This is a genomic window from Acuticoccus sp. I52.16.1, assembly GCF_022865125.1.
GTDB lineage: Bacteria > Pseudomonadota > Alphaproteobacteria > Rhizobiales > Amorphaceae > Acuticoccus.
In genome coordinates this window covers 3,075,010-3,097,270 of sequence record NZ_CP094828.1, presented here as the reverse complement: position 1 = coordinate 3,097,270, position 22,261 = coordinate 3,075,010, and the positions used below count along the sequence as shown (strand labels likewise).

The 22,261-nt window shown below is 69.1% G+C and carries 23 protein-coding genes; 14 read left to right on the top strand and 9 right to left on the bottom strand.

Annotation, left to right across the window (positions count from 1 at the left end):
• Positions 1-41: 41 nt before the first annotated feature.
• The 12 genes from MRB58_RS14050 (at position 42) to argE (ending at position 11,178) form a co-directional block, all read left to right on the top strand.
• The gene (locus MRB58_RS14050) at positions 42-1,292 is read left to right on the top strand and encodes an NAD(P)/FAD-dependent oxidoreductase (protein WP_244777756.1); all 1,251 of its coding nucleotides are present in this window, start codon (positions 42-44) and stop codon (positions 1,290-1,292) included.
• Positions 1,293-1,347: 55 nt separating this feature from the next.
• Positions 1,348-1,794 (top strand): type II 3-dehydroquinate dehydratase, encoded by a 447-nt coding sequence (locus MRB58_RS14045; protein ID WP_244777755.1) that lies wholly within the window; start codon positions 1,348-1,350, stop codon positions 1,792-1,794.
• The gene (locus MRB58_RS14040; protein WP_244777754.1) at positions 1,791-2,726 is read left to right on the top strand and encodes a glyoxylate/hydroxypyruvate reductase A; all 936 of its coding nucleotides are present in this window, start codon (positions 1,791-1,793) and stop codon (positions 2,724-2,726) included. The genes MRB58_RS14045 and MRB58_RS14040 overlap by 4 nt, the downstream gene beginning before the upstream one ends.
• Before the next feature lie 174 nt (positions 2,727-2,900).
• The gene (locus tag MRB58_RS14035; RefSeq protein WP_244777753.1) at positions 2,901-3,926 is read left to right on the top strand and encodes an ABC transporter substrate-binding protein; all 1,026 of its coding nucleotides are present in this window, start codon (positions 2,901-2,903) and stop codon (positions 3,924-3,926) included.
• A gap of 61 nt (positions 3,927-3,987) precedes the next feature.
• Positions 3,988-4,839: an ABC transporter permease gene (locus MRB58_RS14030; RefSeq protein WP_244777752.1), complete on the top strand. Its 852-nt coding sequence runs from the start codon at positions 3,988-3,990 to the stop codon at positions 4,837-4,839.
• Between the two features lies 1 nt (position 4,840).
• Positions 4,841-5,650, top strand: coding sequence for an ABC transporter permease (locus tag MRB58_RS14025; RefSeq protein WP_244777751.1), 810 nt, complete (start codon positions 4,841-4,843; stop codon positions 5,648-5,650).
• A complete protein-coding gene (locus MRB58_RS14020; protein WP_244777750.1) occupies positions 5,640-6,758 on the top strand; it encodes an ABC transporter ATP-binding protein in 1,119 nt (372 codons plus the stop codon). The genes MRB58_RS14025 and MRB58_RS14020 overlap by 11 nt, the downstream gene beginning before the upstream one ends.
• Positions 6,755-7,756, top strand: a complete 1,002-nt coding sequence (locus MRB58_RS14015) for an NAD(P)H-quinone oxidoreductase (protein ID WP_244777749.1) — start codon at positions 6,755-6,757, stop codon at positions 7,754-7,756. The genes MRB58_RS14020 and MRB58_RS14015 overlap by 4 nt, the downstream gene beginning before the upstream one ends.
• Before the next feature lie 74 nt (positions 7,757-7,830).
• Positions 7,831-8,247 (top strand): RidA family protein, encoded by a 417-nt coding sequence (locus MRB58_RS14010; RefSeq protein WP_244777748.1) that lies wholly within the window; start codon positions 7,831-7,833, stop codon positions 8,245-8,247.
• A 65-nt stretch (positions 8,248-8,312) separates the two neighbouring features.
• Entirely contained in the window at positions 8,313-8,987 is a 675-nt protein-coding gene (locus MRB58_RS14005; RefSeq protein ID WP_244777747.1) for a DUF1028 domain-containing protein, read from the top strand.
• A 61-nt stretch (positions 8,988-9,048) separates the two neighbouring features.
• Positions 9,049-9,975 (top strand): LysR family transcriptional regulator, encoded by a 927-nt coding sequence (locus MRB58_RS14000; protein ID WP_244777746.1) that lies wholly within the window; start codon positions 9,049-9,051, stop codon positions 9,973-9,975.
• 3 nt (positions 9,976-9,978) lie between these two features.
• A complete protein-coding gene (gene argE / locus MRB58_RS13995) occupies positions 9,979-11,178 on the top strand; it encodes an acetylornithine deacetylase (RefSeq protein ID WP_244777745.1) in 1,200 nt (399 codons plus the stop codon).
• Between the two features lie 9 nt (positions 11,179-11,187).
• Here the strand turns inward: argE and MRB58_RS13990 are convergent, their stop codons facing one another.
• Together MRB58_RS13990 and MRB58_RS13985 are read right to left on the bottom strand one after the other, a co-directional pair.
• Positions 11,188-12,399 carry a nickel/cobalt efflux transporter gene (locus MRB58_RS13990; protein WP_244777744.1) on the bottom strand — a complete coding sequence of 404 codons (1,212 nt, stop codon included), beginning with the start codon at positions 12,397-12,399 and terminating at the stop codon, positions 11,188-11,190.
• Between the two features lie 7 nt (positions 12,400-12,406).
• On the bottom strand, positions 12,407-12,727 hold the full coding sequence (locus MRB58_RS13985) for a metal-sensing transcriptional repressor (protein WP_244777743.1): 321 nt from the start codon (positions 12,725-12,727) through the stop codon (positions 12,407-12,409).
• A gap of 129 nt (positions 12,728-12,856) precedes the next feature.
• On the opposite strand from MRB58_RS13985, the gene MRB58_RS13980 reads away from it, so the two are divergent.
• Complete coding sequence (locus tag MRB58_RS13980; RefSeq protein WP_244777742.1) at positions 12,857-13,945, top strand: mandelate racemase/muconate lactonizing enzyme family protein; 1,089 nt, start codon at positions 12,857-12,859, stop codon at positions 13,943-13,945.
• A gap of 7 nt (positions 13,946-13,952) precedes the next feature.
• Here the strand turns inward: MRB58_RS13980 and MRB58_RS13975 are convergent, their stop codons facing one another.
• Genes MRB58_RS13975 through MRB58_RS13960 form a run of 4 tightly spaced genes read right to left on the bottom strand, consistent with a single transcriptional unit; the run spans position 13,953 to position 17,591 of the window.
• Complete coding sequence (locus tag MRB58_RS13975) at positions 13,953-15,230, bottom strand: TRAP transporter large permease (protein ID WP_244777741.1); 1,278 nt, start codon at positions 15,228-15,230, stop codon at positions 13,953-13,955.
• Positions 15,227-15,793: a TRAP transporter small permease gene (locus MRB58_RS13970; RefSeq protein ID WP_244777740.1), complete on the bottom strand. Its 567-nt coding sequence runs from the start codon at positions 15,791-15,793 to the stop codon at positions 15,227-15,229. The genes MRB58_RS13975 and MRB58_RS13970 overlap by 4 nt, the downstream gene beginning before the upstream one ends.
• Complete coding sequence (locus MRB58_RS13965; protein WP_244777739.1) at positions 15,790-16,602, bottom strand: Asp/Glu racemase; 813 nt, start codon at positions 16,600-16,602, stop codon at positions 15,790-15,792. The genes MRB58_RS13970 and MRB58_RS13965 overlap by 4 nt, the downstream gene beginning before the upstream one ends.
• Before the next feature lie 5 nt (positions 16,603-16,607).
• On the bottom strand, positions 16,608-17,591 hold the full coding sequence (locus MRB58_RS13960) for a TRAP transporter substrate-binding protein (RefSeq protein ID WP_244777738.1): 984 nt from the start codon (positions 17,589-17,591) through the stop codon (positions 16,608-16,610).
• A 386-nt stretch (positions 17,592-17,977) separates the two neighbouring features.
• On the opposite strand from MRB58_RS13960, the gene MRB58_RS13955 reads away from it, so the two are divergent.
• Positions 17,978-18,922 carry a LysR family transcriptional regulator gene (locus MRB58_RS13955; protein ID WP_244777737.1) on the top strand — a complete coding sequence of 315 codons (945 nt, stop codon included), beginning with the start codon at positions 17,978-17,980 and terminating at the stop codon, positions 18,920-18,922.
• A gap of 325 nt (positions 18,923-19,247) precedes the next feature.
• Here MRB58_RS13955 and MRB58_RS13950 read toward each other — a convergent pair whose 3' ends face one another.
• From MRB58_RS13950 to MRB58_RS13940, 3 genes are read right to left on the bottom strand one after another with little or no spacing between them, the layout of a single operon-like run.
• A complete protein-coding gene (locus MRB58_RS13950) occupies positions 19,248-20,153 on the bottom strand; it encodes a hydroxymethylglutaryl-CoA lyase (protein ID WP_244777736.1) in 906 nt (301 codons plus the stop codon).
• Positions 20,150-21,400, bottom strand: a complete 1,251-nt coding sequence (locus MRB58_RS13945) for a CaiB/BaiF CoA-transferase family protein (protein WP_244777735.1) — start codon at positions 21,398-21,400, stop codon at positions 20,150-20,152. The genes MRB58_RS13950 and MRB58_RS13945 overlap by 4 nt, the downstream gene beginning before the upstream one ends.
• 43 nt (positions 21,401-21,443) lie before the next feature.
• Positions 21,444-22,247: an alpha/beta fold hydrolase gene (locus MRB58_RS13940; protein WP_244777734.1), complete on the bottom strand. Its 804-nt coding sequence runs from the start codon at positions 22,245-22,247 to the stop codon at positions 21,444-21,446.
• Positions 22,248-22,261: the final 14 nt, after the last annotated feature.

The following is a 22,261-nucleotide window of genomic DNA, read 5'->3' as shown; positions in this document are numbered from 1 at the left end:
CCATGCGGGGCCGTGCGGCGATCTCAATCCGGGAAGTGAATATGACCGCCGAAAAAACGGACACGCTCATCGTCGGAGGAGGTCAGTCCGGAATTGCGATGAGCGAGCACCTGACGGCGATGGGGATCCCGCACATCGTCCTCGAGCGGGGCCGGGTCGCCGAGCGCTGGCGCTCCCAGCGGTGGGACTCTCTCGTCGCCAACGGCCCTGCCTGGCACGACCGCTTCCCGAATCTCGAGTTCGACGACGTCGGTCCCGACGTCTTCCCGCCGAAGGAGCGCATGGCGCGGTACTTCGACGACTACGCCCGGATGATCGACGCACCGATCCGCACCGAGGTCGAGGTCACGCGGGTGACACGGTGCCCGGGGCGGCCGGGCTTCATCGCCGAGACCTCGCAGGGTGCCATCGAGGCGCAGCGCGTCGTCGCCGCCACCGGGCCGTTCCAGGTGCCCGCCTTCCCGAAGATCGTCCCCGAGGGCGCGGGCGTGGCGCAGATCCACTCGTCGGACTATCGCAACCCCGACCAGCTGGCGCCGGGCGCGGTGCTCGTCGTCGGCGGCGGCGCGTCGGGTTGCCAGATCGCCGAGGAGCTGCGGCGCGCGGGCCGCGAGGTGTACCTGTCGATCGGCGAGCACTATCGCCCGCCCCGGTCGTACCGCAACCGCGACTATGTCTGGTGGCTCGGCGTCCTGGGCAAGTGGGACGAGATCAAGACGACCGCCAAGAAGAAGCACGTCGCCTTCGCGGTCAGCGGCTACGACGGCGGGCGGACCGTCGATTTCCGCCGCCTCGGCCACATGGGCATCACCGTGCTGGGCATGACCACGGCCTACCACGACGGCGTGATCGAGATCGCGGACGACCTCGCCGCGAACATCAAGGAAGGCGACGCCGCCTACCTCGACGTGCTGCGCGAGGCGGACGCCTACGTCGAGCGGAACGGCATCGGCCTGCCGCCGGAGCCGGAAGCGTGGACGATCGACGCCGACCCGGACTGTATCGCCGACCCGGTCCTCCGGCTGGACCTCGCCGAGGCCGGCGTCGCCACCATCATCTGGGCGACCGGCTACAAGTTCGACTTCGGCTGGCTCCAGGTCGACGCCTTCCACCCGGATGGGACACCGTTTCACAAGCGCGGAATCTCGGCGGAGACCGGGATATACTTCCTCGGCCTGCCCGAACTGACGAACCGCGCCTCCTCGTTCATCTACGGCTGCTGGTACGACGCGAAGTATATCGCGACCCACATCGGCGTTCAGCGCAACTATGTCGCCTACGAAAAGGCCTGACCCGGCCTCGGCTGGCCCCCACAGCGACGCACCCTGAAGCAATAAGGATCGCCGCATGAAGCGTGTCATGTTCCTCAACGGCCCCAATGCCAATCTCTACGGGCTCGACCGAAGTGGCACCTACGGGAGCGACAGCTTCCCCCAGATCGAGGCCGCGTGCCTCGCCCGTGCCGGCGAACTGGGGTTCGCGCTCGACTTCCGCCAGTCGAACCACGAGGGCGTCCTGATCGACTGGATCCAGGAGGCGCGGCAGAGCTGCGCCGGGCTGCTGATCAACGCCGCCGGGCTCACCTACACCTCGATCGCGATCCTCGACGCGCTCCTGTCATTCGAGGGGCCGATCATCGAGTGCCACATGAGCAATATCTGGAAGCGCGAGCCGTTCCGCCACCACTCGTACATCTCCAAGGCGGCGACGGGGGTGATCGCCGGCCTCGGCCTTAAGGGCTATCTCCTCGGCCTGGCGGCGATGGGCGAGCTGATCGCCGAGCCCGCGGCATGACCGATACGCTCGTCTTCCACAGCGGTCTCGACCCGTTCGACGTCTGGCGCGACGCGCTCGCCCCGCACCTGGACGGGCACGTCCGGATCGAGGAGGCTCACGCCGTCACCGATCCCGAGACCGTTCGTTTCGCGCTGGTATGGATGCCGCCGGCCGGCTTCTTCGCGCGCTTCCCCAACCTCGAACTCGTCATCAATCTCGGCGCCGGGGTCGACCGGCTGGTGGCACGGGACGACCTGCCGGACGTGCCGATCACGCGCCTCTCCGACCCCCAGATGGGGCGGATGATGGCCGGGTTCGTGCTCTTCGCGGTGCTGCGTCACGCGCGCGACATCCCTCACTTCGAAGCCGCGCAGGCCCGCTCCGAATGGGCCTACAAGCACCCGCGGGCCGCGAGCGAGACGACCGTCGCCGTGCTCGGCCTGGGGGAGCTCGGCGCGCTGGCGGCGACCGAGATCGCCCGGCAAGGCTACGACACGCACGGCTGGGCGACCCGCCCGAAGGACCTCGCCGGCGTCACGGTGCATTGCGGCGACGACGCGCTCGGCGCGCTGCTGGCGAAGGCCGACATCGTCGTATGCATGCTCCCGCTGACGCCGGAGACGCGCGAGCGGCTGGACGCGGCCGCCTTCGCCGCGATGAAGCCGGGGGCGGCGTTCATCAACGTGTCGCGCGGGGCGGTGGTCGACGAGGCGGCCCTCGTCGAGGCGCTCCGCTCGGGCCACCTCTCGGGCGCCACGCTGGACGTCTTCACCTCCGAGCCGCTCGCCCCCGATCACCCGCTGTGGACGCTTCCGGGCGTCCTGATCACGCCGCATCTGGCCTCGGTCGCGCTGCCCGACAGCGCCGCGCCGCAGATCGCCGCCAACATTCGCGCCGTCCAGACCGGAGGCGCGCTGATCAACGAGGTCTCCCGATCGCGCGGGTACTAGGCCGCGCCCCGAGTCCCCGTGAGCGGCGCCGACGGCCACCGCCTCACGACCCGAGCGCAGGCAAGCCTTGGCCCTGCGGATGAAACCGACGGCGGAGCGATCCGCCGGGTCGGCCACCAGGCGGCAGGCCGCTGAATTGCCGCGCCACTCTCGTCAACCAACAGGACAGTCCAGATGAAACGTCTCCTACTGACCGCCGCGGCACTGAGCCTCCTCGCTCAGGCCGCCTCCGCCGAGACCCTCGTCGTGTCGAGCTGGGGCGGCAGCTTTCGCGACCTGATCGCCGACACCATCGGCAAGAAGTTCACCGAAGAGACCGGCGTCGAGGTCGAATTCATCACCGGCGGCACGATCGACCGGCTGAACCAGGCCAAGCTGAGCCGCGACAACCCGGAAAGCGACGTCACCTTCACGACCTCGCACATCGGCTGGCTCTACGCCAACGACGGGCTGTTCGAAGAGCTGGACCTGTCGAAGATTCCGAATGCGGAACATCTCGTCGAGCAGGCGAAGATCAGCCCGTTCCACATCGGCGCCTGGGCCTACGTCTACACCATCGGCTACCTGCCCGACATGGTGCCCGACGGCATCACCTTCGACAGCTGGAACGACCTGTGGTCGCCGGAACTGGAAGGCATGATCGCCGCGCCCGACTTCGACCCCTCCCACATCATCGCCGTCTCCGCCAAGCTCGAGGGCGTCGACATCGAGAACTGGCAGGACGCGACCGAGAAGCTCCTGGCGCTGAAGCCGAACTTCAAGGCCTTCTACACCAACGACGCCAACTCGCAGCAGCTGCTGGCCACCGGCGAAACCCCGGTGCAGATCCTGCTGTCGATGAACGCCTATCACATGAAGTCGCAGGGTCTCGACGTGGCGCTGGCGATCCCCGAGGAGGGCGCGGTCCTCGGCGTCGACACGATGGGCATCACCGCCGGAACGGAGAAGGTCGACCTCGCCTACGAGTTCCTCAACGCCGCGCTCGACCCTGAGGTGCAGGCGCAGATCGCCGAGATCAAGAAGGGCAGCCCGGTCGTGTCAAACGTGGAGCTTCCCGAGGAGCTGGCGTCGCTCCCCGGCATCTTCACCACGCCCGAGCAGTGGGAGAGCCAGACCCTGATCATCCCGCACGAGCTGCGCGCCGAGAAGACCGCGGAATGGCGCAAGTGGTTCTCGGAAAACATGATCGCCGGCAACTGAGTCCGACCCGTCCCGGCGGCCCCCTCGCCGGGACACTCTCGCGCAGGAGCAGACGACGCCGATGTCGAAGCGCCCTTTCCTTGGCTGGTTTGCCTCGCCGTCGATCCTGATCGCCGTGGCGATCGCGGCGTCTTTCCTCGCCATCGTGCAGTACAGTTTGCGCGCCCATGTGCCGGGCTCGCTCGACCCCGGCGGCTTCACGCTGGACAACTTCACGACGCTCTGGAAGGCCGTCTACGGGCAGGCCTTCGTCACCACGGTCTCGCTGTGTTTCTACACCGCGTTCTTTACCCTCCTCATCGGTTATCCGCTCGCCTACGCGATGGTGCGGGCCCGCTCCGCGAGCCTGCGGAGCGCCATCCTGCTGATCTCGCTGACACCGCTCTTCCTGGGCGAGATCGTGCGCACCTACTCGTGGATGATCGTGCTGGGGAACCGGGGCTTCGTGAACGCGATGCTGATGCGGGCCGGGATCATCGACCGGCCGATCGACTTCATGTTCACGATCACCGGCGTGGTGATCGCGCTGGTCCATTTCACGCTGCCGATCGTGGTGGTGATGCTGGCCGCCGCGCTCTCGCACATCGACCGCAACCTGGAGCGCGCCGCGACCTCGCTCGGCGCCGGGCGGATCCGCACCTTCCTCTCCGTCACGCTGCCGCTGTCGATCCCCGGCATCGTCGCGGCGACGTCCACCGCGTTCGCCTGGACCTTCTCGGCGTTCGCGACGCCGCAGATGATCGGCGGCGGCAAGGTGCAGACGATCTCGACCCTGGTCTACCAGGTCGGATTCGCGTCGTTCAATTTCCCGCTGGCGGCGTCGCTGTCGCTCGTCGGCCTCTTGTTCACCATCGCCGTGCTCGCCCTCTTCAACACCGGCATCCGCCGCCTCGAGCAGATCGGAGCGCACTGACGTGAAGAAGACCCTCCTCGACCACGCGCTCGACTGGAGCGGACGGATCGTGCTCGCCGCGATCCTCGGCTTCGTGCTCCTGCCGTTCGTGGTGGTCGCCATCGCCTCGTTCAACGACGGCGCGATCCTCTCCTTCCCGCCCAAGGCCTGGTCGCTGCGCTGGTACGCCAACGTGTTCGAGTACCGCGACTTCGCCGAGGGTCTCGTCAACTCGCTGAAGGTCGCCGCCATCGGCGCGACGGTCGCCCTCGTCGCCGGCGCAGGGTTCGCCTACGTGCTCGACCGCTACGACTTCGCCCTCAAGGGCCTCCTCAACGGCGTGCTGATGTCGCCGCTGATCATCCCGAACTTCACCATCGGGCTCGGCCTCCTGATCCTCTCGGCCGCGGCATCCCTGCCGCGCTCGATCGGATTGGTGGTGACCGTCCACGTCATCATCGTGCTGCCGTTCGTGGTCCGCTCGGTCTACGTCTCGCTGCGCAACTTCGAGCGTCGCTACGAGCAGGCCGCCGAGAGCCTCGGCGGAACGCCCCGGCGCGTGCTCTTCACCATCACCTTGCCGCTGCTGCTGCCGGGTATCGTCTCGGGCGGGCTGTTCGCGGCGATCCTGTCGTTCAACGAGTTCACCGCCTCGCTCTTCGTGGTGAACCAGAGCACGCAGACGCTTCCCGTCGCGATGTACAACTACGTTCGCGAATACGCCGACCCGACACTCGCCGCCGTGTCCGTCCTCTACGTCGCGGTGGTCGCCATGGCGCTGCTCGTCGTCCACAAAATCTTCCGCCTCGAAAAGGTCCTCAATGTCGAGTGAGATCGCGCCCCAGATGTCGCAGGACGCGACGGACCCGCCCGCCGTCAAGATCGACGGCGTCGCCAAGTCCTTCTCCGGCACCGTCGCGCTCGAGCCGGTGTGGCTGAAGATCCGGCGTGGTGAATTCCTCACGCTGCTCGGCCCCTCCGGCTGCGGGAAGACGACGCTGCTCAACCTCATCGCCGGCTTCCTCGAAGCGGACGGCGGCGAGCTCTTCATCGGTGACGATCTCGTCACCCAGGTGCCGCCGCACCGCCGCGAGATCGGCATCGTCTTCCAGAACTACGCGCTCTTCCCGCACATGAGCGTGGCGCAGAACGTCGCCTACGGGCTGAGGACGCGCCGCGTCTCGCGCGCGGAGACCGCCCGGCGGGTGCGGGAGGCGCTGGCGCTGGTGAAGCTGCAGGACTTCGCCGACCGGCGCCCCCGCCAGCTCTCCGGCGGCCAGCAGCAGCGCGTGGCACTCGCCCGCGCGTTGGTGATCCGCCCGCGGGTGCTGCTGCTGGACGAGCCGTTCTCCGCACTCGACCGAAACCTGCGCACCGCCATGCAGGTGGAGCTGAAGGAGATCCAGGCACGCCTCGGACTGACCACCGTGTTCGTGACCCACGACCAGAGCGAGGCGCTCTCGATGTCGGATCGGATCGCCGTGATGTCGCGCGGGCGCATCCGCCAGATCGGCACGCCGAGCGAGATCTACGACCAGCCGCAGAGCCATTTCGTCTCGACCTTCGTGGGGGACGCCAACCTGTTCCTGGCCGATCGGCTTCCCGGCGACGGTGTGACGCTCGACGTCGGCGGCACACGCACCGACCTCGCCACCTACCAGGACGAGCTGCCGGCGCCGGGGCCGGTCACACTCTTCGTTCGCCCCGAGCAATGCCGCCTTGCACCGTCCGGCGACCCCGGCACCATTCCCGCCACGGTGGCGCTGTCGGTCTACCAGGGTAGCTATGCCGAGCTGCACCTCGACTGCGCGGCGGCCGAAAGCGGGCGGGTCATGCTGCGCGTTCCGGCCAGCGAGGCCCTGCGCGCCGGCACCCCGGTCGGCATCGGCCTGCCCGAAAGCGGCCCCGCCATCTTCGCACGCGAAGGGGCCGCGGCATGAGCGGGACGATGCAGGCAGTGGTCGCCGCCGCGGCCGGCGGCCCCGAGGTGCTGGGCCTCGTCGAGCGCCCGGTCCCCGCGCCCGGCGCCGGCGAAGTGCTGATCCGCGTGGCCGCCGCCGGGGTCAACCGGCCGGACATCATGCAGCGCACCGGCGCCCTCCCCGCCCCACCCGGCGCCTCCGACATCCTCGGCCTCGAAGTCGCCGGGCACGTCGCCGCCGTCGGCCCCGGCGTCGCTTCGCCGGCGGTCGGCGAGGCGGTGATGGCGCTGGTGAAGTCCGGCGGCTATGCCGAGGCGGTCGTCGCGAAGGCCGACCAGTGCCTGCCGGTGCCGGACGGGCTCTCCCTGCGCGAGGCCGCGGTCCTGCCCGAGGGCCTCTTCACCATCTGGCACAATCTGTTCGACCGCGGCGGCCTCGGCCCCGGCGAGATCGCCCTCGTCGAAGGCGGCGCCGGTGGCATCGGGACGTTGGCGTTGCAGCTCGTCCAGGCGTGGGGCGCACAGGTGATCGTCACGGCGGGCGGGCCGGAGAAATGCGCCGCGCTGGAGGCCATGGGCGCCCGCGCGATCGACTACCGCACCGCCGATCTCGCCGCCGACGTCCTGCGCCTGACCGGCGGCCGCGGTGTCGACGTCGTGCTCGACATCCTCGGCGGGGACGCGATCAACACCCACCTCGCCTGCATGGCGCCGGGGGGCCGGCACATCGGGCTCTCGTTCATGACGGGGATGGTCGCGCCGGTCGACCTCGGCCTGCTGATGCGCAAGGGCCTCTGGCTCAGCTCCTCGACCTTGCGGCCCAAGAGCGACACCGAGAAGGCGGCGATCGCGCGTGACGTGCGCACGCACCTGCTGCCGCTGATCGGACCCGGCAAGGTGCGCCCCGTCATGTCCCAGGCCTTCCCCCTCGCCGCCGCGGGCGACGCGCACGCCGCCCTGGAGAGCGGCCGCAACATCGGCAAGATCGCCCTGACCGTCGTGCAGGACGCGCCATGACACACGCGCCCCGCGCCCGCCTCCCCCGCTGACCGGCCGCCTCGCCGCCCATTTTTGCAACGAAAGTCCACCTCATGGCGCACTACCGTCACCGCAAGTTCAACACCAAGGACACCTACCCCGAGCAGAAGCTCGACAACGATCTGGCCCAGGCCGTCGTCGCCAAGGGGGGCACGACGATCTTCCTGCGCGGCCAGTGCCCGCAAGATCTCGACACCGCCGAGACCATCAAGACCAACGACCCGGTGGAGCAGACGCACAAGGTGATGAGCAACATCCGCCAGCTCGTCGAGGAATGCGGCGGGCAGATGGCGCACGTCACCAAGCTCGTCGTCTACCTGACCGACGTGCGCCATCGCGAGGCGGTCTACCGGACCATGGGCGAATACATCAAAGGTGTGCACCCGGTCTGCACCGGGCTCGTCGTCGTGGCGCTGGCGCGGCCGGAATGGCTCGTCGAGATCGACGCGACGGCGGTGATCCCCGACTGACCGGCACGAGCCGACCGCACATTGCGTACGAAGCGGGGGCGGCACCCGCCCCGGGAGGTAGTAACATGACGTTTTCCATCATCGGCCACTGCACCGACACCGGCATGTTCGGCGTCGCCATCTCGTCCTCGTCGCCGGCGGTCGCGGCGCGTTGCGCCTTCGCCCGTGCCGGCGTGGGTGCGGTCGCGACGCAGAACGTGACCGACCCGCGCCTCGGCCCGCACGCGCTGGACCTGATGGAACGCGGCGCCAGCCCATCCGAGGCGCTCGCGATTCTGGAGCGCAGCGGCGCCCACATGGCCTATCGGCAGGTGCTGGCGGTCGGCCGGACGGGCGAGAGCGCGATCTATTCCGGCACCAACGTGCTCGGCCTCTGGTCCGAGGCGGAGGGGCGTGACTGTGCCGCCGCCGGCAATCTGCTGGCCGACGCCGCGGTGCCGGAGGTGATGGTTCGGCACTTCGGCGCGTCGACGGGGCACCTCGGCGCGCGCCTGGTCGGCACCCTGCGGGCCGGGCTCGAGGCGGGCGGCGAGGCGGGCCCAGTCCACTCGGCGGGCCTCCTCCTCGTGGACCGGCAGAGCTGGCCCCTCGCCGAACTGCGCATCGACTGGACCGAGGACTGTCCGATCGCCGCGCTCGAGGCGGCCTGGGCGGTGTACGAGCCGCAGATGGACGCCTACGTCACCCGCGCGCTCGACCCGCGCGAGGCCCCCTCCTATGGCGTTCCGGGCGACGAGTGAGTAATCCGTGGGGGCGCCCGCCGGCCCCGCCCGCACGGATCAAGGAAGGTCGACTCTTCCCATGCCCCTCAGGTTCACCCTGCGACAGCTGGAATATTTCATCGCCGTCGGAGAGGCCGGCAGCATCGCGCTCGCGGCCGACAAGGTGAACGTCACCGCGCCGTCGATGTCCTCGGCCATCGCCCAGCTCGAGGCCGGCTTCGGTGTCCAGCTCTTCACCCGGCGCCACTCCCAGGGGTCGGTGCTGACCCCCACCGGCGAACGCTTCCTGGAGCAGGCCCGCATCGTGTTGGAAGCGGCCGACAAGCTCAACGACATGGCGAACATCTACACCGGCAGCGTGCGCGGCTCGCTGCGGGTCGGCTGCATGCGGACCTTCGTGCAGCTCATGGTGCCGCAACTGCGCCGCAGCTTCGAAGACAAGTACGAGAACGTCGACTTCACGCAGGTCGAGCTCGACCAGGCGCAGATCTTCGAGGCGCTCGGTTCGGCGCGGATCGACGTCGCCCTCACCTACGACCTCTCCCTCACCAGCGACATCGATTTCCAACCGCTCCTGACGCTGCCGCCCTTCGTGATGGTCGACGTCGACCATCCGCTGGCCGGCCGGCGCGAGGTGACGGTCGACGATCTCGCCGGCCACGACATGGTGCTGCTCGACCTGCCGCACAGCTCGGACTATTTCCTGTCGCTGTTTCGCACCCTCGGCCGCCGCCCGCGGATCGCCGAGCGCACCTCCGAGATCTCGATCCAGCGCAGCCTCGTCGCCAACGGCTTCGGCTTCGCCATCTCGAACATGCGCACGGTGTCCGAATCGTCGATGGACGGCAAACCGCTGAAGTTCATCCCGCTCGAGACCGAGGTGCCGCCGCTGCAACTCGGCATCGCCATGTCGCGCGCGGCCCACGTGTCGCGCACCATCCAGGCCTTCATCGATCACTGCCACGAAGCGGCCGACGCCGGTACGCTGCCCGGCCTCGCAACCTGAGCCATGACCCAAGACATCTCCCCGATACCCTCCCCCGCCGCCATCCTCGCCCGCCTCGTCGCCTTCCCGACGGTGTCGCGCCGGTCCAACCTCGCATTGCTCGACTATGTGGAGGACCTGCTGCGCCCCGCCGGGGTCCGGCTCGAACGATTTGAGAGTGACGACGGCACCCGCGCCAACCTCTGGGCCAGCCTCGGCCCGGCGGGATCCGGCGGTGTCGTGCTGTCCGGGCACTGCGACGTCGTCCCGGTGGAGGGGCAAAACTGGTCGAGCGACCCGTTCGAACTGCGGACCGAGGCGGGCAGACTCTACGGCCGCGGCACCGCCGACATGAAGGGCTTCCTGGCCGCGTCCATCCACGCGATGCTGCAGGCGGCGCCCCGCTCGCTCGCGCTGCCGCTGCACCTCGCGATATCTTATGACGAGGAAGTCGGCTGCCTGGGCGTCCGAGGCATGCTGGATGCGCTGAGCACACGACCCGAGCGGCCGGCGCTTTGCATCATCGGCGAGCCGACCGGCATGCGCATCGCCAACGGTCACAAGGGCAAGCGGGGCCTGCGCGCCTGCTGCCACGGGCAGGAGGGCCACTCCGCCCTGGCGCCCGACGCCTTGAACGCGCTGCACCTGGGCGCGGCCTTCATCACGCGACTGCAGGCCCGCCAGGAGCAGCTCAAGGCGACCGGCGCCCAGGACACGGCCTACGACATCCCCTACTCCACGGTTCACGTCGGTGTCATGCATGGTGGGACGGCGCTCAACATCGTGCCGAACCGCTGCGATCTAGACTTCGAGATCCGCAACGTCGCCGACGACGATCCGGACGCGATCCTCGCCGGCATCGCCGAGGACGCCGAGGAGATCGCCGCCCCCTACCGCAACCGCTTCCCGGACGCGCGCATCGAGATCGAGGAGATCTCGGGCTATCCCGGCCTCGAGACGCCGGCCGGTACGCCGGCGGTGGCGCTCCTCAAGTCGCTCCTCGGGCGCGACGACCCGCTGATCAAAGTGGCGTTCGGCACAGAGGGCGGACTGTTTCAGGGTACGCTGGGCGTTCCGACGCTGGTGTGCGGGCCGGGCCACATGGCGCAGGGGCACAAGCCCGACGAGTTCGTCAGCGAGGAACAACTCGCCGAGTGTACGCGGCTGCTGGCCGCGATCACCGACGTCCTGGGCGAAGGCGAGGCGGCCGCCCTCGCCCCCTGATCCGGCGGATCACTCGCCCGGCGCCGGCGCCTCGATCGCGGCCGGCGCCGCAGCTTCGGCCGTCAGCCCCACGTAACCGTGCCAACCCACGTAGAGGCCGACGGCGATGATGAGGACACCCGACACGTAGGGCGCCTTGCGCGCGATCGTGGAGAACCAGCCCACACGCCGGCCGACGTGGCGCACGCTGATCGCCGCGGCGGCGCCGACCGTCACCAGCGTGATCGCGAGGCCGACGGAGAAGCACAGCACGAGCACGAACCCGAGCGAGATCCGCTCGAGCTGAAGACAGAGCAACAGGACGGTGATCGCCGCCGGGCACGGGATGAGCCCGCCGGTCAGGCCGAACAGGACGATCTGCCACGTCGTCACGTCGCGGCCGGCGAAGTTGCGGCGAATGTCGTTGGCGTGGGCGAGTTCGTGCGCGTCCTGATAACCGTCGGTCGCGACCTCCAGACCGTGGGCCTCCTCGTGCAGGGGGTCGTGCCCCTCGCCCTCGAGGAACGACACGTCGTAGTCGTGCGTGTGGTCGCCATGGCCGAGGCTGACGCGGGCCATGAAGTCGTGCGGGGCGGCGAGCGCGCCGACCGCCTCCAGCACGCCGCCCCGCTCGGCGAAATCGAAGCGCTGCGTGGTCCCGTCCGGCCGCTCGGTCGTCACGGTGACGTCGCCGGGGCGCCAAGCGTGGCCGCGTACGGTGCGGATGCGCAGATGCGGCAACGCCCCCTCCGAGACGACTTCGAGCGCGATCACGCCGTGGCCGGTGTCGATGCGGCGCTCGCCGCCGTGATCGTGCCCGTGCGAGCCGTGCTCGTGATGATGATTGTCGTGATGGTCGTGGCCATGCGGGTGGGCGGCGGCGGCCTTGGCGCGCTGCTGGTCTTCGTAGGTGCGCCACAGCATCCACAGCGCGATCGATATGATCACCGCGGCGGACGCGAGCTGGAAATACGGCTCGAACGTCTCCGCGTCGACACCCCGCCACAGGTACATCCCGCCGAGCGCGATGCCCCAGACGACCATCGTGTGCGAGATCGTCGCCGCGAGGCCGAGGAGCACCGCCTGGCCGACGGTGCCGCGGATCGCGACGATGAAGGCCGCCATCATCGTCTTGGAATGCCCCGGCTCGAGGCCGTGCAGTGCACCGAGGAGGACGGCACTCGGCACGAAGAGCCAGGCGTGCCCGGCCCCCTGGGCCATCAGGTCGGCGAAGGAACCCATATCGAACTCACAGGTACTTGGTGATTGCCTTGAACTCTTCGATCGTCCCGCGCTGGTCGCGATCGAGAGGGCCGACGACATCGTCGAGACAGTGGTCGAGGTGATCTTGGATCAGCGTCCGCTTGGCCTGGCAGATCGCCTTTTCGACCGCGTGCATCTGCTGCGCGATGTCGAGGCAGGGGCGCTCGGACTCGATCATGTTGATGACGCTGCGCAGGTGCCCCTCGGCCCGCTTCAACCGCTTCACCAGCTCGGGATGCGTGCGGTGGAGGTGCGCGTCCGCCGTGGGAGGGGCGGCGTCGGTCGGGTCTGCGGTCGTGTCTGTCATGGGCATGCTTCCTATCCCCCTGGAGGGGATACTACAATGCCTGATTCGACCGACAGTTGGAAGATGTTGCCAGGGGCATCGGCGAGCGTGCACGGTTGCCCGGCAACACGTTCCTCTGGAGATGACCTCATGAAGATCGCCGACGTCTCGGTCAGCGTGCACCGCTTCGAGACCACGCTGCCGGTGGTGGACCGGCCCGGCCCCGCCGAGGCGCGCGTCATCTGCACGATCACCACCGACGATGGCCTGACCGGCACCGGGATGACGGCCCGCTTCCTCACGGCGGCCGTCGAGGCGGCGATCGGGCGCCACCTCGGCCCCGCGATCCTGGGCCTCGACCCGCGCCGCCCGGCCCTGGTGATCGACCGTCTGATGCCGCTGGTGTCGGAGCGCGGGATCGCCAACGGGGTGAACCGCGCGGCGCTCTCGTGCATCGACCTCGCGCTGTGGGACATCGCCGGCAAGGCGCGGGGCGCGCGCGTGTCCGATCTTCTCGGCGGTCTCGCCGACGACGCGCCCGCCTACGTCACCTGCGGCTTCCCGAACCTCGACCGCGACGAGCAGGCCGCCCTGTGCCGGGCGATGGCGGCCGAGGGGTTCGGCACCGTCAAGATGGTGGTGGGACACAAGGGCGGGCTCGCCGAGGATGTCGCCCGCATCAAGGCGATCCGCGCGGCGGTGGGCGACGACGTCGGCATCGCGATCGACGCCAACGAGCGCTTCTCGTACGACATGGCGCTGCGGCTGTGCCAGATGCTCGCCGGCGAGCCCATCGCCTGGTTCGAGGATCCGGTCTTCAACAACGACGCGCGCGATCTCGCCCGGCTGCGTGCGGCGACGGGCATCCCCCTCGGCGCCGGGCAGATGGACGGTCACGCCCGCCGGTTCCGCGAGTTCGCCGAGCACGACGCGCTCGACCTCTTCATGCCCAACAGCATGTACAACGGCGGCATGAGCGAGACGGCGCGGGTGGCCGCGCTCGCCAACGCCAACGAGCGCCCGCTGTCGGACGCGGGCGGCGGCGGCATCTACTGCCTCCACCACATGACGGCCTTTCCCGGCGCGACCCTCGCCGAGGTCCACCTCGGGACGCTCCATTTGGAGCGCCGGCTTTTTGCCGAGGCGCCCCGCGTCGCCGCCGGCCGCTCCGCGTTGCCGGACGGCCCGGGCTTCGGCGTCACGCTCGACGCCGACGTCCTGCGCGAGACGAGGGTCTAGCGCGCGATCAGTCGAGCACCCGGGGCAGCCACAGCGCCAGCCCCGGCACCGCGGCGAGAACCAGAAGGAGGGCGATCGTCGCGACCAGGAAGGGCGTGTTGGCCCGCAGCGCCGCCATCACGTCCACCTTGGCGATCTTGGCGGCGACCACCAGCGAGAGCGCGACCGGCGGCGTCACCTGACCGATCACCACCGTGACGACGATCAGGATGCCGAAGTGGAGGAGGTCCACCTTCAGCGCGATCAGGGTCGGCAGCAGGATCGGCACGATGACCGGGATCAGCGGATCGAGGAACATGCCGGCGATGAGCGCCACCAGAAGCAGCGCGCACAGCGTGAGGAACGCGCTGTCGGCGACGTTCGCCGCGTCGATCAGCGCGGTCAGCTCGGCCGGCACCTTGGCCAGCGACAGCGCCCAGCCCAGCGCCGCCGAGATCCCCACCACGAGCATGATCTCGCCCGTCAGGATGACGGTGTCGACGCATGCCTTGTAGAGCCGGGCGAAACTGAGCTGCCGGTAGAGCGGCCCGGCCAGCACAATCCCGTACGCGACCGCGAACGCCCCCGCCTCCGACGGCGTGAAGACCCCCAGAACCAGGCCCGCCAGGATGATCGCCGGCATCCCCATGGGCAGGATCGCGGCCCGAGCGGCCCGCAGCGCGATGCGGACGTCGAACGGTGAGCCACGCTCGAAGCGGCCGCCGCGCGCCATCACCGCGACCACGCCCATGAAGATCCCGCCCAGCAGCAGCCCCGGCACCACTCCGGCGAGGAAGAGCGAGGAGAGCGAGACCCCGGTCACCGCCGAATAGAGGATCATCGGCGAGCTGGGCGGCAGCAGCGGCCCGATGCCCGACGAGGACGCCGACAGCGCCGCCGCGAAGGGCGCCGGATAGCCACGCTCCTTCATCGACGGGATGATGACCGAGCCGGTGCCCGCCAGGTCGGCGACCGAGGTGCCGATCATGCCGCCGAACAGCACGCTGGTCGCCACGTTGACGTGGGCGAGGCCACCGCGGAAGTGGCCCACCAGGGCCGCCGCGAAGGTGAAGAGCCGGGCCGTGATCCCGCCGACGTTCATGATCGCCCCGGCGAGGACGAACAGCGGCAGCGAGAGGAGCACGAAGTCGTCGATCGCCTGGATCGTCTGCTGCGCGAGGGCGAGCTGCCAGGCGCCGGTCACCAGGAAGTAGCCGATGGTGACCGAGGCGAGCGAGACCACCAGCGGAACGCCGACGATCACGAGAAGGCACAGGAGTGCCATGAAAACCGCGGCGAGGATCATCGCAGCCTGCGGATCTTGTAGACGGTGACGCCGACGGCGACGAGCGCCATCGCGGCCGCCGCGAGCGGCAATGCGGCGATATAGACCCCCTTGGGGAAGCCGAAATAGGGCGTCTTGTCGGAGCCGAAGAGGCCGAAATATTGCCAGCCCACATGGGCGATGAACGCGAAGGTGACGGCCGCCAGCGCGTTGGCGACGACGACGATCGCCTTGCGCACCGGCAGGGCGAACCGGTCGAGGATCGCGGTCGAGGCGATCATCTGCCCGCGCTCCAGCGCCAGGTAGGCGCCGATCATCACCACCCAGATGAGGAGCGTGGCGACGATCTCCTCGGTCCACACCAGCGGGCGCGAGAAGAGGTAGCGCCCGCCCGCGTTGACGATCACGAGGACGACGATGGTGCCGAGCGCCAGGACGCCCGCCACCTCGACCACCTTGTCGAGCAGGGCCAGCGGCCCCGGCAGGGCGGGGCGCTCGACGTGCTCGTCCTCGCCCACGTGGGAGACCTCGTGGGCGATGTCGTCGTAGGAGGTCCCGGCCGGCGGCGGATGATCGCCCGTCACCGGGTGAACTCCGTCGCCGGCACCTCGAGCGGCATGTCGGCCTCGACGTCGGCCATCAGGCGGCCGTAGCCGGGCCGCGCGCCGGCGACGCCCATCACCTTGAGCGCCCCCCACATCGAGGCCTGGATCGCCGACACGACCGGCTTGCCGAGATCCTCCTCCAGGGCCCGGATGAGGGCGATGGAGCGGAAGTTGGTGCAGGAGATGAAGATCGCGTCGGCGTCCGGCGTGTCGACCGATTTGCACAGGTCGTAGATGTCGGCGAGCGGCACCTCGGCCAACGCCTGGTCCTCCGAGATCGACAGGTAGCGCCCGTTCGTCACCGGGTGGCCGTTGGCGGCGAGCCAGGACGAGCAGCGCTCGTGCACCTCCTCCACGTAAGGGGTCGCCAGCGCGACCTTACCGATGCCGAGCGTCTCCAGCGCCCGCACGCAGGCGGTCGCCGTGGTCAGCGCCGGGGTGCCGCCGGACCAGCTCTGCATGCGCTTGGTGGTGTCCTCGTCCCAGGCGTTGCCGTGCAGGAAGGAGGCGCTGGTGCCGCCGAAGAGGACGACGTCGACCGGGGCTTCCGCCACCAGCCGCACGCTCGTCTCGAACTCGGGCGACTCCACCATGGCGCCGATGTCGCGCACGTTGATCTTGCCGATGCGAATGCGGGAGGTGTGGACCGACACGCCCGGCGCCGCCATCGCCCACATTTCGTTTTCCATGACCACGGACGAATGGAGGTAGACGAGGCCGATGCGGCCTTTGAACCCCCATCCGTCGGGCATGAGGCGCGTGGAAAGCGCGCCTCGCTCGATCGCCATGTCGGTTACTTCCCCTCGACGACGGTGGTCGCCTTGTCCATGAACTCCGGCCCGACGATGGCGCCGATCTCCTCGTAGATCGGCGGCACGGCCTCCTTGAAGGCGGCGAGGTCGATCTCGTTGACCTCCATGCCGGCGGCCTCGAACTCGGACAGCAGCGAGGCGGTGTTCTCGTCCGACTGCGCGCGAGAGGCGGCCTTGGCGGCCGCGGCGGCGGCCATCACGGCCTCCTGCTCCTCGGCGCTGAGCCCGTCCCAGGTCTTGGCGTTCATGACGAGGGTGATCGGCGTGTAGACGTGCCTGGAGAGCGACAGGTACTTCTGCACCTCGTGGAACGACATCTCGCGGATGGTGCCGAAGGGGTTTTCCTGCCCGTCGAGCACGCCCTGCTGCATGGCGAGATAGGCCTCGCCGAGGTTCATCGGCGTCGGCGCGGCACCCAGCGTCTCGAACGCCATGATGCGGGTCGAGGAGCCGGGTGTGCGCAGCTTCAGCCCGTCGAGGTCGGCCGGGACGACGACCGGGCGGACGTTGTTGGTGATCATGCGGAAGCCCAGTTCGCCGAACGCCAGCAACTTGAGCCCGGTGCGCTCCAGGAGGCTGGCGGCGTACATCTCACCCAGCTCACCGTCGAGGGCGGTGCGGGCGGTCTCGGCGTCCGGGAAGAAGAAGGGCGCGTCGAACAGGGCGAAGTGGTCGTCGATCTCGACCACGTCCGAGCCCATCGGCACGACGTCGACCTGGCCGGCGCGCACCAGCTCCATCTGGGCGATCTCGTCGCCGAGGACGCCACCGTCGAAGATCTCGACCTCGAAGGCGTCCGGCGCCTCGGTTTCGAGCGCGGCGGCGAACTGGCGCAGCATGTAGTTGAGCGGCTCGCCCTCGGGCGTTTCCACCGAGAGGCGCAGCGGTGTTTGCGCCATCGCGCCAGTCATGCCGAGGGCACCGGCCAGGATGGCCGCCGCGGTGAAGGTCGCAAACTTGCGCATGAATGTTGCTCCATCGTTGGGTTGCATCGGCTCGCCCTGCCACCGGGGCACGGGGGTCGATCAAGAAGCGCTCGCCGAATGCCGCGCATACTAGCGACGCCCCCTCAGCTTCCACAAGAACGAAACACAGAATTTTTAAGTTCAGAACGTCATCGAGATCGATTTTCCTTCCAACGAACTCAGTATTATTTTTTCCGATCAAGAGAATCAGCCTGAGACGCCCAACGACTACTCATAAGATGCCGAAAATGCGGGCAAGGATTTGCCTCCACGATGCGGCAGGTCTTGAAACGGCGCCCGGACGGCCGCGAAGCGCGGATGGCATGCGATTTGCAACGCTCGATCGGATTTGCTGATGGCAAGTCGCAACTGGATTGGCGAGGCTGATGAACGCGTCCCTGCGCGGGCTCTCCTACATCGTCGCGGCTGCCGAGTGCGAGAACGTGTCCGAAGCGGCTCGGCGGCTGAAAGTGTCGCAGCCGTCGATCTCGGCCGCCATCTCGCAGTTCGAGGACGAATTCGCCGTGCAGATCTTCATCCGCCGGCACGCCCGCGGGGTGACGCTGACACCGGCCGGCGAACGTGTCGTGCGCGAGGCACGGATGCTGCTGACGCACGCGCAGGACTTTCACCAGATGGTGCGCGAGCTGGGCGAGGGGCTGACCGGCGAGGTGGTGATCGGCGCCTTCCCGACCCTCGCCATCCGCTACATGCCGCACCTCCTCGGCTCGCTGGCGAAGCTGCACCCCGGTATCGCCGTGGCGATGCACGAGGGCGATCAGGACGAGATCCTGGCCGGGCTCGCCGAGGGCCGAATCGAGGTCGCCCTCTCCTATACGTTCGCGATCCCCGGCGACATCTCGGTCGAGCGGCTCCAGCGCCTGCACCCGCACGCCGTGCTGCCGGCGGATCACCCGCTCGCCGCGGAGCCCGCGATCGACCTCGCGGCACTGGCGCCGGAGCCGTTCCTGCTCCTGGACCTGCCGCATTCGCGCGACTACTTCCTGCGCCTCTTCTCCACCGAGGGCGTGCAGCCGAACATCGTCCACCGGTCGCGCTCGCCCGAGCTGTTGCGCGGGCTGGTGGCACGCGGCCGCGGCTACACCCTGCACAACGCCCTGCCCGACACGCCCTACACCTACGACGGCGGCCGTGTTGCGATGGTCCCGCTGCGCGGCGAGCGCGAACCCACGGAGGTGGCGATCCTCACCTCCCGCCGCACGCGCCCCCGCCCCGCCGTCTCGGCCCTGCTCGACCACGTCCGCCATTACTTCGAGGCCGACGGCACGCCCGCGCACGCACGCCACCCAGAACCCGCCGACGCCACCTGACAGCCCCGACGGCGCCAGCTCGCCTGCCGCACGACCCCCGCGGGCCGGGATCAGTATCCGGCGACGCCCAGCCTGCCGGAGCAACTCGCGACGCCGCTGATCTTATTGGCACCGACCGAGGGCAGCGATAGTAGATCTCGGAACATTCAAGGACGTGTCGGGTCGACCAAACCCCAACCGCGCTAAAGCTCGATCGGATCTCCATGACGCTCCATGGCGTTCCACGATGAATTGCAGTCGCGGTGTGGGCCGTGGGAAGACCATGCAAACCGAACCGCCTTCTGAAGGCGCCCCGCGGTGGGGTCTCTCAGGGACGTGGGGTCGCTCAGGGAAAAGGGCCCGCCTTGCCGAGCGCGCCCGGAACCGGGTGGCCGACCGTCTCGGCGAGCCACGGGTCCAGCGCGCTGACGAGCGCCAGATCGACACCCGACGAGATCCCCAGGCCGTCGAGCATGTAGACGAGATCCTCCGTCGCGATGTTGCCCGTCGCGCGCGGCGCGAACGGGCAGCCGCCGAGACCGCCGGCGCTGGCATCGAAGATCGAGACGCCCGCCTGAAGCGCCGCGTAGACATTCGCGAACCCGGTGTTGCGCGTGTTGTGGAAGTGCGCGCGGCGCGGCAGGGACGGCGCCGCCTCGGCCAGCCGGCCGAACAGGTCCGTCACCTGCGAGGGGACGCCGACACCGATGGTGTCGGCCAGCCCGATTTCGTCCGGTCCATGCTCCAGAACACGGGCGATGATGTCCGACACCGCCCGGCCGGAGACGCGCCCCTCGAACGGGCAGCCGAACGCGACGGCGATCGTGACGCTGAGGACGCGCCCCGCCTCGCGCGTCGCCACCGCGACGTCGCCGAGATCGGCGAGGATCTGGTCGACCCCGCGCCCCTGGTTGCGCACGCCCATAGTCTCGCTCGCGACGGCCACATAGGTGATCTCGTCGCAGCCGGCCGCGATGGCGCGGTCCGCTCCGCGCCGGTTGAGTACGAGGCCGGAATAGGAGATGCCGGCGCCGCGATCGACGCGCGCCATCACCTCCTCGGCGTCGGCCATCTGCGGGACGCGCTTCGGGTTGACGAAGCTCGTCGCCTCGATGCGCTTCAACCCGGCCCTGATCGCCGTCTCGATCAGCGCGACCTTGGCGTCGGTGCCGACGAGTTGCTTCTCGTTCTGCAACCCGTCCCGCGGCGAGACCTCGACGATCTCGACCAGGCCGGGAAGCGCGCCGCTCACGCCATGACCTCGGCGACGCGGCCGATGACGCCGGCTTCGGCGTAGGCCTGCAGCGTCGCGTCGTCGAGCGCCAGGCGCCCCTTTAGGATCTCGGCGTTGTGCTCGCCGAGTTCCGGCCCCACGGCGCGCACCGATCCCGGCGTCTCGGACAGGCGCGGCGCCACGTTCTGCATCTTCATCTCCCCCAGCTTCGGGTGGAGAACGGAGACGATGGCATCGCGCGCCTTGAAGTGCGCATCCGCCAGCATCTCGGGCGCGCGGTAGATGTCGCCGCACGGCACACCGTGCTCGTCGAGCAGCGCGCCGAGGTCCGTACTGTCGAGGGTGCGCGTCCATTCGGAGACCATCTCGTCGAGTTCCACCTGACGCTCGCCGCGGGAGGTGTGGTCGGCATAGCGCGGATCGGTGCCGAGCTCGGGCCGGCCCATGGCGGCGCACAGCCGGCGGAACACGCCGTCCTGGTTCGCCGCGATCAGGCTGAACTTGCCGTCCTTCGTCGGGTAGACGTTGGAGGGGGCGATCTTCGGCAGGATCGCGCCGGTGCGCTCGCGCACGTAGCCGATCTGGTCGTAGTCGGTGACGAGACTCTCCATCACGGCGAGAACGGCCTCGTAGATGGCGCTGTCGACCATCTGGCCGCGCCCGGTGGAGGTGCGCACGTGGAGCGCCATCATCGCGCCGAGGCAGGCGAAGGTCGCCGCCAGCGTGTCGCCGATGGAGATGCCCATGCGGCTCGGTGCCGTCGTCGGATCGCCCACGACGTAGCGCAAGCCCCCCATCGCCTCGCCGATCGAGCCGTAGCCGGCCTTCTTCGAATAGGGCCCGCTCTGGCCGTAGCCGGACACTCGCACCATGATGAGACGGGGATTGATCTTGGAAAGCTCGTCGTAGCCGAGGCCCCACTTCTCCATGGTGCCGGGGCGGAAGTTCTCGATCAGGATGTCCGTCTCGGCCACCAGCTTGCGGATGATGTCGCGGCCCTCGGTCTGGCGCGCGTCCACCTCGATGGACTTCTTGCCGCGAGCCACCACCGACCACCACAGCGACACGCCCTGCGGTTTCTCCGTGCCCCACTGGCGCATCGGATCGCCCATGCCGGGCGCCTCGATCTTCACCACCTCGGCGCCGAAATCGGCCAGGAGCTGGCCGCAGAACGGACCGGCGAGAAGCTGGCCCATCTCGAGCACGCGCAGGTCCGAGAGGGGACCCTGACCGGTCCGGCTCGGTGAGGGGGGGGATGCCGTCATGTCGTTCTCCTCGACGCCTCGTCGGGCGGACGTGTTCACCGGTTCAGTGCTTGGACAGGAAGTCGCACAGGACCCGGCCGAATTCGAGCTTCTGCGCCTTGCCTGCGATGACGTGGGCGGCGTCGGGCATGTGGTAGCCGACCGCGTTCGGGATCGCGTCCTCGATCGGCTGCGTGGTGCGCGGGCCGGTCACCTGGTCCTGATGCGCGTGCAGCACGAAGGTCGGTGCCTCGATGGCCTTCGCGCGGTCGGTCATGTCGTGCGTCAGGCAGGCGTTGACGAAGCGCTCGTGGGTCTCCATCCGCCCGTTGATGTGGTGCCATACCCCGTTCGGGCCGATCAGCCGGTCGATGTTCTTGGCGTAGTAGTCGGGCGCGAAGGACATCACCGTCACCAGACGCTGGAACGCCATGAAGCCGAGGTCGCGGTGGACCTCCGTCATCACGTTGAGCTGGTCGGCGAGGAAACGGTCCGCCTTCAGCCACGCGCCGGTGTTGACCAGCGAGCGGACCCGGTCCGGCCAATTCGCGGCGATCTCCTGGCCGATGCACGCCCCCATGCCGATGAGGCCGACCATGTGGAAGCGCTCGAACCCGAGGTGGTCCATCAGCGCGACCGCGTCCTCGGCGTAGAGCTTCGTCGAGGAGGGGATCGACACGTCGTCCTCGGACTCGCCGATGCCGCGGTAGTCGAGGATCACGACCGTGTGGTTGTCGGTGAGGCCGATCGGAAGGTGCATCTCCTCGCCGTGGCAGAAGCTGCCCCAGCCGCCCATCAGGATGACGGGATCGCCCTGACCGTGTGTCTCGTAGTACATCGCGTGGTTGTTGATATCGGCGATCGGCATCGACTCAGCGGTCC